Genomic DNA, 14,918 nt, shown 5'->3' with positions numbered 1-14,918 from the left:
TTACCTCGAAAGCGCATTCCACTGCTTTCTTAATTGCAACCGGCGTGCCAGAAACAGTGGCGCGCTGGTTGGCGCAAAGACGAACGGACTGAGGGAACTAAAACTCTTGATCCTCCTGAATAAATTCCGTTTCCCGCGTCAGGATATCATGAATGTAGCAGAGCTCGACGACGGGGATTTTGACACTATACCCGCTCTCTATGACACTAAAAGCCTCGCGGAGCGTCGCCAGCTCGCTCTGCGGACACTGCCTTCCGGAATAATGGGATGGCGACGCGTTGCGGATCAGGCGCTCTATCAGACAGCTGATATGCACATACAGCGCCACCTTGCGATCGTTGGGCACGTCGCAGCCGGCCAGATGCTCATAGCGCAGTAAAAACTGCTCGACCTGATTGATGACCTTTGCGGTATCGAGGATCGTCACCGACTCGATCACCCGGCGCAGCGAGAAATTTTTCAGGATCAGGTTATTGATCTCGCTGACTTGTTCAGAGGAGGCCAGCTCGCCGAAGATACGCATCAGCGGGCGGCTGCCCTGGCCGGAAATCAGCGAATCCAGCGAGATCCACGGCAGATCGGCAAGCTGCGGATCCAGGGTACCGACGATCGCCAGCACCTCATAGCGGCTGAGCATCGGTTGCCGCCGCGCGGGATCGGCGAGCGTTTCCACATCACAGGCCACAATATCGATCCCCAGCGCTTCAGGAATGCTGGCTTTTAACAGCGCCGACAGATTCGCTGCCGCGCCCAGACCGGTGGCGCAGGTCGTAAGAATCGCCCGCGGTTTATCGGTTTGCGGGTAATAGAGCTGGTGCTCAACCGCAAGGTCATCGCCGATGTCGCGGACGATATCTTCCAGCATAACGCCCTGCAAAATGCGCTCCCCAACGTACATCGCCATCCCGGTCGAGACGTTATTAATTATCGCCATCGGCGTACTCAGCCGACGATTAAAATGGCGATGAATGGCGTTCAGCGATCCCATATCGACCAGAATGATCAACCCTGACGCCAGGGCGTGGCTCTCAATATAGGCCATCACCTGGTTAGCAATAGCCTCCGGTGTCACGTCGAGCGGCATATCGAATGACTCAAACAGCTGGCTTTTCAGCAACCGGTTCGCCACGTTGGCGATGCTGCTGGCGGTGGCGTAACCGTGGGCGAGGATAATTGCCCGGGTCACCTGCTGCTGGCTGATGGCGCCATTTTTATGTAACCACAGCACCAGCAGCAGCAGGTCAATGCGCCGGGGTTCAATGTCCAGCTTCAGCGCCAGCGCAGCGAGGATCTCTTCGCAAAAGCGATACAGCAGCGGATATTTCTGCGCCAGAAAATCCTCCAGCAGACGGCTTTTCTCGTTGCTCATCGTGGACGGCCCCTGCCGGGAACGATGTATCAGGTAGTGGCTTAAAGCGTAGATACAGTTGCCGTTAAACTGGATATTGAAGCGCTTTTCAAGGCGATAAAACTCCTCCCGCACCTGATGCGTTATCAGTAGCAGCATATGCGAACTATTGGCATCGTGATTATCGAAAATCAGTCGATCGAAGAGGGTTTCAATCTCCTCGCCCATGCTTTTTTGCGCCTCTTCCCAGAGCGTTTTTTTACTCTGCACCGCCTCATACAGCGCGAGAACGCGGCACTGAGTATCATAAATCAGCCCCTGAATCGGGTCGCGCGCGCGCAACAGCCAGACCAGGCTGGTCTGCGGCTCGATAAGCAGCGGCTCCTGCTGGCCCATCGCTTCACTGAGCGCTGGCGTCGCAGCCATGATATTTTCCGGCAGATCGTGCAGCGTCACGGTAAGCATCTCGCTGCCCGGACACCTGGCCCAGGCCGACGCCACGGTGTATTTCACCACATTCTTCAGCTCACCGACGTTACCGCGATAAACATAGTGCGTCAGCACCTGTAGCAGCCGGGGCGTCAGCTGCAGCCGGGTAGCCAACGTGCGCGCCTCCTGCCAGAAAAACTGCAGCGTGAGCGCGTCTTTTTCGTGGCGGCTGCGGGTCTGTAAATCAGGCAGGCTAACGAGGATCGGGATACGACGAATAAAGGTGGTCAGAAACGTGCTGTGAATATCTTCGGTGGTGGCAAACACCAGCCTCAGCGAAATCGGCATCCCCTGCGCCGTTTCCCCCACCCGATAGATCTCCTTACGGTCCAGCCAGGTGAACAGCTTCTCCTGCCCCTGCGCATCCAGGCGGTGGACTTCGTCGAGAAACAGCACGCCGCCGTTTGCCGCTTCAAACGCCCCGGCTTTATCGCTCTGCGCGCCGGTAAACGCGCCTTTGACGTAACCAAACAGGTTGGCGGCCAACAGCTCCGGGTTGCTGGCATACTGGGCGCAGTTAAAGCTGACAAAAGGCGCATCGGGCGGCAGCAGCCCCTGGGCGATAGCAAACTCATGCATCAGCTCCGCCATATAGCTCTTGCCAGTTCCGCTGTCGCCAACGATCAGCAGCGGAAGCCCACCGTTGGGATAAAACAGCGCGGTTTTCATCTGTTCGATAGGCTTGCGCAGGCTACCGTCATGGCCGGTCAGCAATGAGAAATGATCCGCCTGCTCCGGCTGCCGGTCGCTCTCTGCGAGCAGCTCCGCCATGCTGGCGTACTCGCTGCGGGAAAGAGGGAAGAACTGCTGGCAGAAGGCGGCCTTATGCAGGAAATAGACTGGTCGAGTATTGATCTTCACCAGCACATCCTGGGCCACCAACTGATTGAGATAGTGGCTGGCGGTATTTCTTTGCATCGCGAAACGCTGAGCCAGGTAGCCAGCGGTGAAGACCTCGCTCAGGTTATCCGGATCAAAAAAATCGGTCTGATTTTGCAGAAAAGCCAACAGTTCCGTTTTACGCATCGCATCCCCCATCATTGCCATTACGAAGGGATATGATGCGGCAAAAGAGAGGCTTATCGACGGCCCGTGCTGTTTTTTGCGGTCCAGCGCACACTCCCGGCTAAGCCGACTTCGCGTCGGCCAGATCCATCGTCATTTCATACTGCTGCAGCGATAGCGGCGCATATCCCGCCGCGGCAAACAGCGGCGTAAACGTTTCCGGGACCGTCACCGAAGTCCCCACACCCGGGAACTGCTGCGCCAGCGTCACCAGCAGCTCACGCGCCAGCCCCTGACGGCGGGCGGCGGGCTCCACCCACAAAAATTGCAGTACAGGCCGTGAGCCCGCCGTTGTTAGAACCGCGAAGGCGCGCTGTTCCAGCGTCACGACCTGACATGGCAGGGTGGCGAAGGTGAGCGGATCCAGCAGCCAGGGGAGCTGACTGTTACTCTCGTCAATGGCGCGCCGTAGCAGGGCCAGGGTGGGATAAAGCTGTAATACGCCCGCTACCGGAGCCAGAGGTTCATTGCTCAGGTAGCCGCAGAGCCCGTAGCGTCGCGTAAAGCCCAGCGTCTGATATAGCGCGACGGCCGCATGGTTATCGCGGATCACCTCCAGAGATACCGTCTCAACCCCCTGCTGTTGCAGGAGCATTAGCAGATCTTGCATCAGTTCCCGGCCCAGGCCTTTGCCGCGCCAGGCCGGGCGCAGGGCAAAGGCCGCCAGGCGAGCGGCACTTCCCCGGCGGGCGACAATCGCGATCGCCGCCGGTTCATCTCCGGCCAGCCAGACGCGGGAATCGATCAGGCTCATCCCCTCGGCGCTGAAACGCTGTACAAATCCCGCCACCGACTGGGTAACAGGCACCAGATAGGCTTCAAAACAGGCGTTGAGAATATCCGTTAACTGCACGCTGCTGAACTGCGTGGCGGGAACGGCGGTCAGCTCCATACTTTTCTCCCGAAGGCTGCTATGCTGAGGTGATGAAAACTAACACTATAACTGCCGGTGCCGTATTACGCCTGACTCAGGAGAGCGATATCGCCCTTCTGCCCACCATTGAACGTTCTGCCGCCCAGGCATTTCGCCAGATCCCCTCTCTCGCCTGGCTGGCGGACAGCGAGGTGATTAGCGTTGCGCGTCATCATGATTATCTGGAAACAGAGCATAGCCTGCTGGCGGAAGCCGCCGGGCAGCCGATTGGCTTTATTCTGACCGAACCGCTCGACGATGCGTTATTTATCGTCGAAGTCGCCGTCCATCAGGACTGGCAGCATCAGGGCATCGGCCGGATGCTGCTGAAGCAGGTTATTGAGGGCGCACAGCAGATGGGCTACCCGGCGGTAACCCTCACCACCTTCCGCGAGGTGCCGTGGAATGCGCCGTTTTATACCCGTCTGGGATTCACCATGCTCGATGAGCTGACCCTGCCTGCCGGACTGGCGGCAAAAAGGGAACAGGAGACCCGGCACGGCCTGCCGCCCGAGTCGCGCTGCGCCATGCGCCTGTCGCTCTGATGGTCGGCCCGCCGCGCTCCGCGCTTTACTATGGCCGCAAGGCGCAAATCTCATCATGCAATGAACGGCTGATGGTAACCCCCTGCTGCTCACTCTGCTGACGGCAGGCGAAACGCCGCTCGCCCGGCAGTCGCGCCCCCTGATCCTGCATCGCATTGAACAGCGTTTCGGCGCGCGCCAGCTGCTCTTGTGCCTGTGCGCCGAGAAAGCGCTGCGGATCCAGCGCCAGGATCAGCTCGCCGCCGTAGGGGAGCCCACCCGCGCCGTTATCCCACGCCAGCGATTCGGCGCTGGTCATATCGCCGATAAGCGGCCCGGCCAGCAGCTCAACCATTGCCGCCAGCGCCGAGCCCTTATGGCCGCCAAAGGTTAACATCGCGCCGTTCAGCACCTCTGCAGCATCGGTCGTTGGCTGTCCCTGACTGTCGATTCCCCACCCTTCAGGTAGCGCTTTGCCGGCGCGCTGATGCAGCTGGATCTCGCCGCGCGCCGCGGCGCTGGTCGCCATATCAACAATAAACGGCGGCTTATCCCGCCGCGGCCAGCCAAAGGCGATAGGGTTGGTGCCGAACAGCGGACGCGTGCCGCCCGCCGGGGCGACCCAGGCGTGGCTTGGCGTGCAGGCCAGCCCCACCAGCCCTGCCTCGGTCAACGGCTCAATATCGGCAAACAGCGCGGAAAAATGGACGCAGCGGTTAATCGCCAGCGCCGCAATGCCGTTTTGCCGCGCCTTCTCCAGCAGCAGCGGCAGCGCGCGCTCGTAGGCCAGCAGTGAAAAGGCGCCGCCGGCGTCCGCCCGCGCAATCGCCGGCGCCTGGTCATGGATCTGCGGCTCGGCATCGGGCGATACTTTACCTTTGCGCAGGGTATCGACAATGCCCAACAGCCGCCACAGGCCGTGGGAAGCGCAGCCATCGCGTTCCCCGGCGGTCACATTGCGGGCAATCGCCGCCGCGTGGTCGGCGCTAAATCCATTGGCGCTGAGTACCTCCAGCGCCAGGTCATAAGCTTCAGGTAACGATAGAGTTACCGACTCCATACTGTTCCCCTTTACTCTTCTTCGTCTCCGCTAAAGTTAGCCTGCGGCAGGCAGCTGCGCGCGCCCCAGTAGTAAATCCCCAACGACATCGCCGCCACCAGCACCGTATCCCAGGGGTGACCTATCACATTAAGCCCGCCGAAGCTGCCCAGCCAGGAAAAGAGGATAATCAACGCATAAAACACGATCAGCCACAGCGAAGACTTCACCTGCTGCGCCAGGCTCACGGTATGTTCCGGCACCTTACCTTTGCACATCACGTAGACGACAAACATCACGATTTGCAGCCCCAACAGCCACGAGAGCGTATTCCAGCCTGACCAGTAGACAATCAGCGCCGAGATCATAAACGATACCGGGCCGATGATGCCGAAGGCGCGCACGCGGAACGGCCGCGGCAGATCCGGCGCGTTGCGGCGCAGCCCGGCAGCGGTCACCGGAGCGATGGCGTAGCTCAGCACCAGGGCCGCCGACACCACGCTAATCAGCTGTTCCCAGGAGGGGAACGGCAGCGTCCAGAAGATTGAAAGCCCGAAGGTCAGCCACAGCGCCGGACGCGGAATCCCGGACGCTTTATCGATATGGGTAAAGGCTTTAAAGAAAGTACCCGCCTTCGCCCAGCCGTAGATCACCCGCGGCGTCGCGTTCATATAGATATTGCCGGTGCCGCTCGGGGAGATGATCGCATCGCTTATCACCATAAAGGCCAGCCAGCCCATGCCGAGGGTAATGGCAATATCGCGATACGGCAGCGAAAACTGTTTGCTCACCTCGGCCCAACCGCCGTTCAGCATTTCGGTGGGGATACTGCCAAGGAACGCCAGTTGCAGCAGCACGTAGATAATCGTCGACAGCACCACTGATAAAATCAACGCAATAGGGATAGTCCGCTGCGGCTTTTGTACTTCGCTGGCCACCGAGATAATCGGCGTCAGTCCCAGATAAGCGAAGATAATTCCGCCCGCGCTGATCGCCGCTTCCACCCCGGACATGCCGAATGGCGCAATCCCCTGCGCGTGCAGGTTCTCCGGTTTAAAGAAGGCGAACAGCGTCACCACCACCAGCAGCGGCACCAAAAACTTGAGCACGCTGATGAAGTTGTTCGATCGGGCGAAGGTCTTAACGCTGTAGTAGTTAAGCGCGAAGAAGAAACAGAGCAGCAGGAACTGCACCACCCACCCCAGCAGCGTCGGCGAACTGGAGCCCGGTTGGGTCAGCGCCGGAAACCAGGCGGCGGCATATTGCCGGGCGGCGACAATTTCAATCGAGATCAGGCTGGAGAAAGCGATCAGGGTGATGAACCCCAGCAGATAGCCCATCAGCTCACCGTGGGAAAAGACCGGGTAGCGAATAATGCCGCCGGCGCGCGGCAGCGCCGCCCCCAGCTCGCAGTAGACAATCCCCAGCAGCAATACTGCAAAGCCGCCGATCACCCACGATGCGATCCCGGCCGGACCGGCGATGGAGGCCACGTGGCTGGCGGCGAATAACCATCCGGAGCCGAATATCGCCCCCAGGCCGATAAAGGTGAGATCGGTCAGGGTCAGCTGTTTTTTAAACTTACCCGACTCAGCAACGCGGGTTTGACTGTTATGCGTAGTGTGAATGGTCATGGTGATGCCCTTGCGTCAATGAGAGGAGGAAATCGCTTCCCGGGTCCACTGGCCGTTGACCAGGCGCAGCAGGTTCAAAGGGTTCGCATCCTGCAGCGCCGGCGGTAACAGGGCAGCCGGCGCGTTCTGCAGACAGACCGGGCGCAGAAAACGCTCAATCGCCCGGCTGCCGACCGAGGTCCCGCGTGCGTCGGTGGTCGCCGGCCACGGGCCGCCGTGGACCATCGCATCGCACACTTCCACGCCGGTGGGATACCCGTTAAACAGCACCCGTCCGGCCTTCTCACAAAGCAGCGGTAGAAGACTCGCCGCCAGCGGGCCATCATCCGCCTCGGCATGCAGCGTCGCGGTGAGCTGACCCTGCAGCGCTTTCACCACCGCCTGCAGCTGGGCCACGTCGTCCACTTCCACCAGTAGCGATAACGGGCCGAAAACTTCGGTCTGCAGCAGCGTATCCTGCGCCAGCAGATCTTCGACCTGAGCCTGCCACAGCTGGGTCTGCGCCTGCCCGGCGCCGGCGGCGATGCCGCTCGCCAACTTCTCGATACGCGGGTGCGCCGCAAGCGCCGCCACGCCCTGACGGTAGTACTGAAGGATCGGCGCATTGAGCAACACCTGCGGCGTGGAGCCCGCTACCGCCGCGCACAGCGCCGACTTAAAGCGTTCCAGCCCGGCGCCGCGCAGCGCCAGAATCAGCCCCGGACGGGTACAGAACTGGCCACCGCCGAGGGTGAATGACGCCACCAGCTCGTTTGCCAGCGCCTCGGCCCGCGTCTGCAGCGCCTGCGGCAGAATAATCAATGGGTTAATCGCCGACATTTCAGCAAACAGCGGAATTGGCTGCGGTCGCTGCTGCGCCAGCTGATACAGCGCCTTACCGCCGGCCAACGAACCGGTAAAGCCAACGGCCTGAATCGCCGGATGACGGACCAATTCGGCGCCGATATCGGTCCCGAAAATCATATTGAATACGCCGCCGGGTAAACCGCACCGTACCACCGCCCTGACGATCGCCTCGGCGGTCAGCTCGGCGGTGGCCATATGGCCCGGATGGGCCTTCACCACCACCGGGCAGCCAGCCGCCAGCGCCGAGGCGGTATCGCCGCCAGCGGTAGAAAAGGCCAACGGAAAGTTGCTGGCGCCAAACACCGCCACCGGCCCTAACGCCTGCTGATACTGGCGCAGGTCCGGGCGCGGCAGCGGCTGACGGTCGGCTAAGGCGGTATCAATACGGGCGGCGAAGGTATCACCGCGCAGGATCACGCCAGCAAACATCCGCAACTGGCCGCTGGTGCGCGCCCGCTCTCCCTGTAGCCGCGCCAGCGGCAGCGCGGTCTCCTGCCCGGCGATAGCAAAAAACGGCTCGCCCAGCGCGTCCAGTTCATCGGCAATCGCGCAGAGAAAGTGCGCCCGCTGCTGCGGCGTGGTTTGTGAATAGACGGCAAAGGCCTGCTGCGCGGCTTCTGCGGCCAGTGCGGCTTCCTCACGGGAAGCCGGATAAAAGCGGTGGCCGGTGGCTTCGCCGTCCACCGCCCGCAGGCTCAATAGCGTCGCCTCACCGCTGGCAATACGGCGTCCGGCGATAAACTGCCGTCCCGCCATGGTCTGAGATGCATTCATAGTGACTCCTGTGCTCAGAGGCCGACATCCGGCAGCGTCGGACGAGTGGCCAGCGCCTGTTCAACGATCGCCACCACCTGCTGGCGCGTTTCGCCTTCCAGCGCCAGACGCGGCGGACGGGTAATGGCGCTGCCGCGGCCCAGCAACTCTTCACACAGCTTGATGCACTGCACCAGATCCGGACGCGCATCGAGATGCAGCAGCGGCATGAACCAGCGGTACAGCGCCATCGCCTCTTCGTAACGCTGCTGGCGGGCGAGACGGAATAACGTTTCCCCTTCGCGCGGGAAGGCGTTGGACATTCCGGAGATCCAGCCTTCCGCGCCGACGGCGATGCTTTCCACCACCACGTCATCCAGCCCGGCAAACAGCACGAAGCGGTCGCCAACGGTGTTACGCAGGTCGATAAAGCGGCGGGTATCGCCGGAGGAGTCTTTAAAGCAGACGATGTTCTCGCAGTCGGTCAGGGTGGCGAGAATGTCCGGCGTCACGTCGTTTTTGTAAATCGGCGGGTTGTTGTAGACCATAATCGGCAGGTCGGTAGCGCTCGCCACGCTGCGGAAGTGGGCCGCGGTTTCATGCGGTTTTGAGGAGTAGACCAGCGCCGGCATCACCATGATCCCGTCGACGCCGACGCGCTCCGCCTCTTTCGCCATTTTCTGGGCGAAGGCGGTAGTGAACTCGGCCACCCCGGCGATGACCGGAATTTTGCCGCCGGCGGCATCCTTCGCCACCTCGATAATCTGTAGTTTTTCATCGGTGCTCAGCGAGGTGTTTTCACCCACGCTGCCGCATACCACCAGCCCGGAAACGCCATCTTTCACCAGGTTTTTCATCACCGCGTGAGTGGCGTCTAAATCGAGGGAGTAATCGCTACGAAACTGCGTGCTGACCGCCGGGAATACGCCGCTCCAGTGAATCGCTTTTTTGCTCATGCTCGGTTCCTTGTCGTCATTTTGTTAAGTCGAAGTGAATGAATGGTGAATATTCACTGACAGATTGACGTGTCGCGGAACCGGCGGCTTGTCGGTTTTCCCTCAATACGATGACGAAATTAGCACAGTCGGCAAAAGTGTGAGCCAGCGTTTATCCGAGCAGCGTGAGGCGAAAATCGCGCGGCGTCGAGCCGGTCATCGCCTTGAACTGGCGGCTAAAGGCGCTGTGATCGGTATACCCGCACTGCAGGGCGATATCGGTAATCGGCGTATCGCCAGCCAGCAGTTCGGTCGCTTTTTCCAGCCGCACTTTGTGGATCATCTGCCGCGGAGTGAGATGAAAGATCCGTTTGCAGTAGCGTTCGATCTGCGCAATCGACATCCCGCTTAAGGCGGTTAACTCTTCCATGGCGATCGGCCGGTGATAATGGCGGCGGATATGATCGTCGACGATCGCCAGCCGCTGCCACGCCGGATGGCGGGCATGAGCCTCCTGCAGATCGTGCGAGATCCCGGCCATGCCGATCACCTGCCCGCGGACATCGCGCAGCGCCAGTTTCTGCGTCAGGCACCAGCCGCGCTCGCGGCCATTGTAGAGATGCATTTCCAGCTGATCGCGCAGGGTCACACCTTCGCGCAACACCCGCAGATCCTGTTCGGTATAACCCTGACCCAGCGCGGAAGGAAAGACATCGGCGGAGGTTTTGCCCAGCAGCGAGGAGACGCTTTTGAAACCACAGCGGCGGGCCAGCGTCAGGTTCGCCAGCAGATAGCGCGCCTGACGATCTTTGATAAAAAAGACCACATTAGGAATGGCATTGAGCAGGGGCGCAATCAGCGCCAGCGCATTCAGCAGCGCTGGCATATTTTCCGGCCGCTGGCGCGCCAGCCCTTCGCAGATCTGGCTCAGCTCATCGACGGCCAGCTCAGGTTGGTTAACCGCGCGCGGCGGCGCCGCATCAGAAACACCGATCATAAGGCCTCCTCATGGTAAGTGACCGAAGGATATTTATTCACTTTCCGTTAACACCTCAAGCAGCATCCCTCGGTTTTGCGATCCTGGATCCGCTTTACGCCTTCCCCTGATTTAGCCACTGGCGCAATGGTCACTTTCGGTTTACCACAGCATTAAGCAAATGATTAATAAGAAATAACTATGTGAAATAGAAATATGCCGCGCGCATGACTGTGCAGATTTCGTCATTTTCTCTGACGAAAGCGCTCAAGCAGGTCGGGAAAGGTTGCGCCAGCATGATGAAACATGTTGTTAACTTCCGGAGAGCCTGATGACCGCGCCACGCCCCCCTGTTACGTTGAGAGCTATTGATTCACATACCGGCGGCGAACCGACCCGCCTGATCGTTGACGGATTCCCCGATCTCGGCGGCGGCAGCATGGCGAAGCGCCGCGACCGCTTCGCCCGCGACTTTGACCATTGGCGTCAGGCGGCCATTCTCGAACCGCGCGGTAATGACGTACTGGTCGGCGCGCTGCTGTGCAAACCGGTCTCGGCGGCGGCTACCGCTGGCGTGATTTTCTTCAACAATGCCGGTTTTCTGAATATGTGCGGCCACGGCACAATCGGGCTTATCGCCTCGCTGGCCTGGCTTGGGCGTATCCAGCCCGGCGTACATCTGATTGAAACACCGGTCGGCGACGTAAGCGCTACGTTGCACGACGATGGCAGCGTATCGGTGCAAAACGTCCCGGCCCGCCGCTGGAAAAAACAGATCCGCGTTGAGACCGCGCATGGTCCCGTCATCGGCGATATTGCCTGGGGCGGCAACTGGTTTTTCCTGATTAACGACCACCCGTTCGCCATTACCCCCGAACATATTCCACAGCTCACCGCCTACGCCTGGGCAGTGCGCGAGGGGCTGGAAGCCGCGGGGATCCGCGGCGACGACGGCGGCGTTATCGACCATATCGAACTCTTCGCCGATGACGATACCGCCGACAGCCGCAACTTCGTACTCTGTCCGGGAAAGGCCTGGGATCGCTCGCCGTGCGGTACCGGCACCAGCGCCAAGCTGGCCTGCCTGGCGCAGGATGGCAAGCTGCAGCCGGGGGAAATCTGGCGTCAGGCCAGCATCATCGGCAGCCAGTTTACCGCCAGCTACCAGCGCACCGCGGAAGGCATCATCCCAACGATCCGCGGCGAAGCCTGGGTGTGTGGAGACAACCAGTTGATCCTCAACCCTGACGATCCCTTCTGCTGGGGGATCGCGCCGTGAAGCAGTGCGACGTCATCGTGATCGGCGCCGGGATCATCGGCGCCGCCTGCGCGTGGCAGCTGGCGAAGCGGGGGCAGAGCGTGACGCTTATCGATGACGGTCAGCCCGGCGCGACGGCGGCCGGTATGGGCCATCTGGTGTGCATGGATGACGACCCCGCCGAGCTTGCCTTGTCGGCATGGTCGCTGGAACGCTGGCGCGCTATCACGCCACGGATGCCCGACCATTGCGCCTGGCGCGGCTGCGGCACGCTGTGGCTGGCGGAAAGCGAAGAAGAGATGGCCGTGGCTGGCGACAAACAGCGGCGGCTGGCCAGCTATCAGGTGCCCAGCGAACGCCAGACCCCGCAGCAGATCGCCGGACGCGAGCCGCTGCTGCGCGGCGGGCTGGCGGGCGGCCTGTGGGTGCCAGGCGATGGTATCGTCTACGCGCCAAACGTCGCCCGCTGGCTGATGGCCGATGCCGGAGACCATCTCACCTGCCTGCACGACAGCGCGCAGGCGATTACCGAACCGCAGGTGCTGCTCGCCAGCGGCAAACGGCTACAGGCGCGGGCCATCGTGGTGGCCTGCGGACTTGAAGCCAACGCGCTGTTAGCGGAAAACTGGCTGCGACCGAAAAAAGGCCAACTGGCGATTACCGATCGCTACCGGCCGCGGGTGCATCACCAGCTGGTTGAGCTGGGTTACGGCGCCAGCGCCCATGGCGGCGGCACCTCGGTGGCGTTTAACCTTCAGCCGCGGCCAACCGGCCAGCTGCTGATTGGCTCTTCGCGTCAGTTTGATAACCGTGAGCGCGAGTTGGATCTGCCCTTGCTGGCGCAGATGCTCGATCGCGCCCGCCATTTCGTGCCGGCGCTGGCGACGTTGAATATCATCCGCTGCTGGAGCGGCCTGCGCGCCGCCTCGCAGGATGGCAACCCGCTGATCGGCCCGCACCCCACCCGCCGTGGTTTATGGCTGGCGCTGGGCCATGAAGGGCTGGGCGTCACCACCGCTCCGGCCACAGCTGAACTGCTGGCGGCGCAGATCCTCGATGAACGCTGCCCAGTGGCGCCCGACGCCTGGCTCCCGGCCCGTTTGTGTCAACAGGAGGCGATTGCATGAAGGCCACTCTCACTATCACCATTGATGGCGAAGCGCTGACGGTGCCGGAAGGCATTAGCGTGGCGGCGGCGCTGGCGTTGACCGGCGACCTCACCACCCGCCAGGCGGTTAACGGCGATCTCCGCGCGCCGTTTTGCGGCATGGGCGTCTGCCAGGAGTGCCGGGTCACCGTCGATGGCCTACGGGTGCTGGCCTGCCAGACCCTGTGCCGGGCCGGTATGCAAATAGAAAGGAGCCACGATGAACACGCTGCGCTGTGACATTTTAATCCTCGGCGCCGGCCCCGCCGGCATGGCGGCCGCGCTCTCCGCCGCCGCCTGCGATAAACAGGTGATTATTCTCGACGATAATCCCGCCCCTGGCGGGCAAATCTGGCGGGCCGGTCCGCAGGCGACGCAGCCCGCCCTGGCCCGGCGCTACCGCGACGCCATCGCCGCATCTGCCGCCATCCGGGTAGTGAACGGCGCGCGGCTGATTGCCCGCCCCTCCGCGCACAGCGTGCTGTTTGAAACCGCTGACGGCGGCGGCGTGGTTTGCTGGCAGAAACTGATCCTCTGCTGCGGCGCGCGCGAGCTGTCGCTGCCCTTTCCCGGCTGGACCTTACCCGGCGTGACCGGCGCGGGCGGCCTGCAGGCGCAAATCAAACAGGGCCTGTCGCTGAAAGGAGAAAAGGTGGTGATTGCCGGCAGCGGTCCGCTACTGCTGGCGGTGGCGGATACGGTGAACAAGGCCGGAGGCGACGTGACGAATATCATTGAGCAAGCGCCGCTCCCGGCGCTACTGCGCTTCGCCAGCGGGCTGTGGCGCTGGCCGCAGAAGCTGCGCCAGTTAGCGACGCTGGCCCCGAAAGGCTATCTGAGCGGCGCGCAGGCGATCCGCGCTCACGGCGCAACGCGGCTGGAAGCCGTTACGCTTCGCCAGCGCGGCGTCGAGCGAACTATCGCCTGCGATCGGCTGGCTATCGGCTACGGGCTGATACCCAATATCGAGACGGGGCTGCTGTTTGGCTGCGCCACGGCACAGGAGGCGATCCAGGTTAACCGCTGGCAGCAGACCAGCGTCACGGATATCTATGCCGCCGGCGAGTGCACCGGTTTCGGCGGTAGCGAGCTGGCGCTGGCGGAGGGCGAAATCGCCGGGTATGCCGCCGCCGGGGCCAGCCAGCAAGCGCAGGCGTTATTTACCCGCCGCGCCCGCTGGCAGCGTTTCGCCGAAGCAATCAACCGTACCTTCCGGCTGACGGAATCCTTGAAAGACGCCGCAACGCCGGAGAGCCTGCTGTGCCGCTGCGAGGATGTACGCTGCGGCGATGTGGCGGCCGCCGGAGGCTGGCTGCAGGCCAAACTGACCCAGCGCTGCGGAATGGGCGCCTGTCAGGGGCGTACCTGCGCCGCCAGCGCCCGCTGGTTGTACGGCTGGCCGCTGCCGCAGCCAAGAGAACCGCTGGCCCCTGCCCGCGCGGAAACGCTTATTGCCCTCGCCCGGCCGAGCGCCGAGCCGTAACCGCTACTCTTCTTCATCACCGCGCCCGGCAGGGACGCCAAGCGCAATAAACTCCTCCAGCAGCGAGGTCAGTTGCTGCAGCTTTTCCGTGGTGAACTGGGCCTCCAGCAGACGATAGGTTTCTTCCACCTCGGCCTGAGCGCTTTCATACAGCGCGGTTCCGGCAGGCGTCAGCGAGACGTACAGCTTGCGCTGATCGTTAACCGGCTTTAAGCGCAGCACCAGCCCATCCCGCTCCATGCGCGTCAAAATCCCGGTCAGGCTGGGGCGCAGGATGCAGGCGCGAAAGGCCAGATCGTGAAAATCCATCGACGGACGTTCGGCGAGAATTCGCACGATCCGCCACTGCTGTTCGGTGAGATTGTGCCGTTTGACGATCGGCCGAAAGTAGGCCATCGCCGCCTCACGCGCCTGCAACAAGGCAATGGTTAATGAATCATGCATAGTATCCCCTCTACAGCCTCATCCAAAACTTATTAACAACTTAATAATTAGCTTTAATCCTGCC

At 61.7% G+C, this 14,918-nt stretch carries 13 protein-coding genes; 5 read left to right on the top strand and 8 right to left on the bottom strand.

The genetic code is table 11. The features are described 5' to 3' along the window. Nucleotides 1-97 precede the first annotated feature (97 nt). Together CW267_RS07440 and CW267_RS07435 are read right to left on the bottom strand one after the other, a co-directional pair. Nucleotides 98-2,863, bottom strand: a complete 2,766-nt coding sequence (locus CW267_RS07440; protein ID WP_100781474.1) for a sigma 54-interacting transcriptional regulator — start codon at nucleotides 2,861-2,863, stop codon at nucleotides 98-100. 100 nt (nucleotides 2,864-2,963) lie between these two features. Further along, nucleotides 2,964-3,794, bottom strand: coding sequence for a GNAT family N-acetyltransferase (locus tag CW267_RS07435; RefSeq protein WP_080782876.1), 831 nt, complete (start codon nucleotides 3,792-3,794; stop codon nucleotides 2,964-2,966). 32 nt (nucleotides 3,795-3,826) lie between these two features. Here CW267_RS07435 and CW267_RS07430 point away from each other — a divergent pair, with 32 nt between their 5' ends. After that, the gene (locus tag CW267_RS07430) at nucleotides 3,827-4,360 is read left to right on the top strand and encodes a GNAT family N-acetyltransferase (protein WP_016160244.1); all 534 of its coding nucleotides are present in this window, start codon (nucleotides 3,827-3,829) and stop codon (nucleotides 4,358-4,360) included. A 28-nt stretch (nucleotides 4,361-4,388) separates the two neighbouring features. Here CW267_RS07430 and CW267_RS07425 read toward each other — a convergent pair whose 3' ends face one another. From CW267_RS07425 to CW267_RS07405, 5 genes are all read right to left on the bottom strand, one after another. After that, on the bottom strand, nucleotides 4,389-5,399 hold the full coding sequence (locus tag CW267_RS07425; protein ID WP_048267421.1) for an Ldh family oxidoreductase: 1,011 nt from the start codon (nucleotides 5,397-5,399) through the stop codon (nucleotides 4,389-4,391). 11 nt (nucleotides 5,400-5,410) lie between these two features. Next, nucleotides 5,411-7,012: an APC family permease gene (locus tag CW267_RS07420; RefSeq protein ID WP_012542949.1), complete on the bottom strand. Its 1,602-nt coding sequence runs from the start codon at nucleotides 7,010-7,012 to the stop codon at nucleotides 5,411-5,413. Nucleotides 7,013-7,027: 15 nt separating this feature from the next. Continuing rightward, entirely contained in the window at nucleotides 7,028-8,632 is a 1,605-nt protein-coding gene (locus CW267_RS07415) for an aldehyde dehydrogenase (NADP(+)) (protein WP_100781473.1), read from the bottom strand. Between the two features lie 14 nt (nucleotides 8,633-8,646). Next, on the bottom strand, nucleotides 8,647-9,567 hold the full coding sequence (locus tag CW267_RS07410) for a dihydrodipicolinate synthase family protein (RefSeq protein ID WP_004214394.1): 921 nt from the start codon (nucleotides 9,565-9,567) through the stop codon (nucleotides 8,647-8,649). A gap of 151 nt (nucleotides 9,568-9,718) precedes the next feature. Beyond that, the gene (locus CW267_RS07405) at nucleotides 9,719-10,543 is read right to left on the bottom strand and encodes a helix-turn-helix domain-containing protein (RefSeq protein WP_008807566.1); all 825 of its coding nucleotides are present in this window, start codon (nucleotides 10,541-10,543) and stop codon (nucleotides 9,719-9,721) included. Nucleotides 10,544-10,853: 310 nt separating this feature from the next. Between CW267_RS07405 and CW267_RS07400 the strand changes: the two genes are divergently transcribed. The 4 genes from CW267_RS07400 to CW267_RS07385 are packed head-to-tail and all read left to right on the top strand — an operon-like array spanning nucleotide 10,854 to nucleotide 14,410. After that, nucleotides 10,854-11,801 carry a 4-hydroxyproline epimerase gene (locus tag CW267_RS07400; protein ID WP_023297019.1) on the top strand — a complete coding sequence of 316 codons (948 nt, stop codon included), beginning with the start codon at nucleotides 10,854-10,856 and terminating at the stop codon, nucleotides 11,799-11,801. Continuing rightward, a complete protein-coding gene (locus tag CW267_RS07395) occupies nucleotides 11,798-12,907 on the top strand; it encodes an NAD(P)/FAD-dependent oxidoreductase (RefSeq protein WP_023297018.1) in 1,110 nt (369 codons plus the stop codon). Before CW267_RS07400 ends, CW267_RS07395 begins: the two co-directional genes overlap by 4 nt. Then, a complete protein-coding gene (locus CW267_RS07390) occupies nucleotides 12,904-13,167 on the top strand; it encodes a (2Fe-2S)-binding protein (protein WP_100781472.1) in 264 nt (87 codons plus the stop codon). Before CW267_RS07395 ends, CW267_RS07390 begins: the two co-directional genes overlap by 4 nt. Further along, a complete protein-coding gene (locus tag CW267_RS07385) occupies nucleotides 13,148-14,410 on the top strand; it encodes an FAD/NAD(P)-binding oxidoreductase (protein WP_050887437.1) in 1,263 nt (420 codons plus the stop codon). The genes CW267_RS07390 and CW267_RS07385 overlap by 20 nt, the downstream gene beginning before the upstream one ends. A 3-nt stretch (nucleotides 14,411-14,413) precedes the next feature. On the opposite strand, the gene hpaR is transcribed toward CW267_RS07385, so the two are convergent. Next, a complete protein-coding gene (gene hpaR / locus CW267_RS07380) occupies nucleotides 14,414-14,854 on the bottom strand; it encodes a homoprotocatechuate degradation operon regulator HpaR (RefSeq protein WP_002887503.1) in 441 nt (146 codons plus the stop codon). Between the last annotated feature and the right edge of the window lie 64 nt (nucleotides 14,855-14,918).

The organism is Klebsiella sp. X1-16S-Nf21, from assembly GCF_002837615.1.
GTDB classification, from domain to species: Bacteria; Pseudomonadota; Gammaproteobacteria; order Enterobacterales; family Enterobacteriaceae; genus Klebsiella; species Klebsiella variicola.
The sequence above is the reverse complement of the archived record's forward strand: the minus strand, read 5'-3'. Positions and strand labels throughout refer to the sequence as shown.

What these genes read in the sequence shown, in the direction of transcription:
- CW267_RS07410 (WP_004214394.1), bottom strand. Translation starts at nt 9,567, where the DNA reads ATGAGCAAAAAAGCGATTCACTGGAGCGGCGTATTCCCGGCGGTCAGC.
- CW267_RS07430 (WP_016160244.1), top strand. Translation starts at nt 3,827, where the DNA reads ATGAAAACTAACACTATAACTGCCGGTGCCGTATTACGCCTGACTCAG.
- CW267_RS07415 (WP_100781473.1), bottom strand. Translation starts at nt 8,632, where the DNA reads ATGAATGCATCTCAGACCATGGCGGGACGGCAGTTTATCGCCGGACGC.
- CW267_RS07390 (WP_100781472.1), top strand. Translation starts at nt 12,904, where the DNA reads ATGAAGGCCACTCTCACTATCACCATTGATGGCGAAGCGCTGACGGTG.
- CW267_RS07420 (WP_012542949.1), bottom strand. Translation starts at nt 7,012, where the DNA reads ATGACCATTCACACTACGCATAACAGTCAAACCCGCGTTGCTGAGTCG.
- CW267_RS07440 (WP_100781474.1), bottom strand. Translation starts at nt 2,863, where the DNA reads ATGCGTAAAACGGAACTGTTGGCTTTTCTGCAAAATCAGACCGATTTT.
- CW267_RS07425 (WP_048267421.1), bottom strand. Translation starts at nt 5,399, where the DNA reads ATGGAGTCGGTAACTCTATCGTTACCTGAAGCTTATGACCTGGCGCTG.
- CW267_RS07400 (WP_023297019.1), top strand. Translation starts at nt 10,854, where the DNA reads ATGACCGCGCCACGCCCCCCTGTTACGTTGAGAGCTATTGATTCACAT.
- CW267_RS07385 (WP_050887437.1), top strand. Translation starts at nt 13,148, where the DNA reads ATGAACACGCTGCGCTGTGACATTTTAATCCTCGGCGCCGGCCCCGCC.
- hpaR (WP_002887503.1), bottom strand. Translation starts at nt 14,854, where the DNA reads ATGCATGATTCATTAACCATTGCCTTGTTGCAGGCGCGTGAGGCGGCG.
- CW267_RS07405 (WP_008807566.1), bottom strand. Translation starts at nt 10,543, where the DNA reads ATGATCGGTGTTTCTGATGCGGCGCCGCCGCGCGCGGTTAACCAACCT.
- CW267_RS07435 (WP_080782876.1), bottom strand. Translation starts at nt 3,794, where the DNA reads ATGGAGCTGACCGCCGTTCCCGCCACGCAGTTCAGCAGCGTGCAGTTA.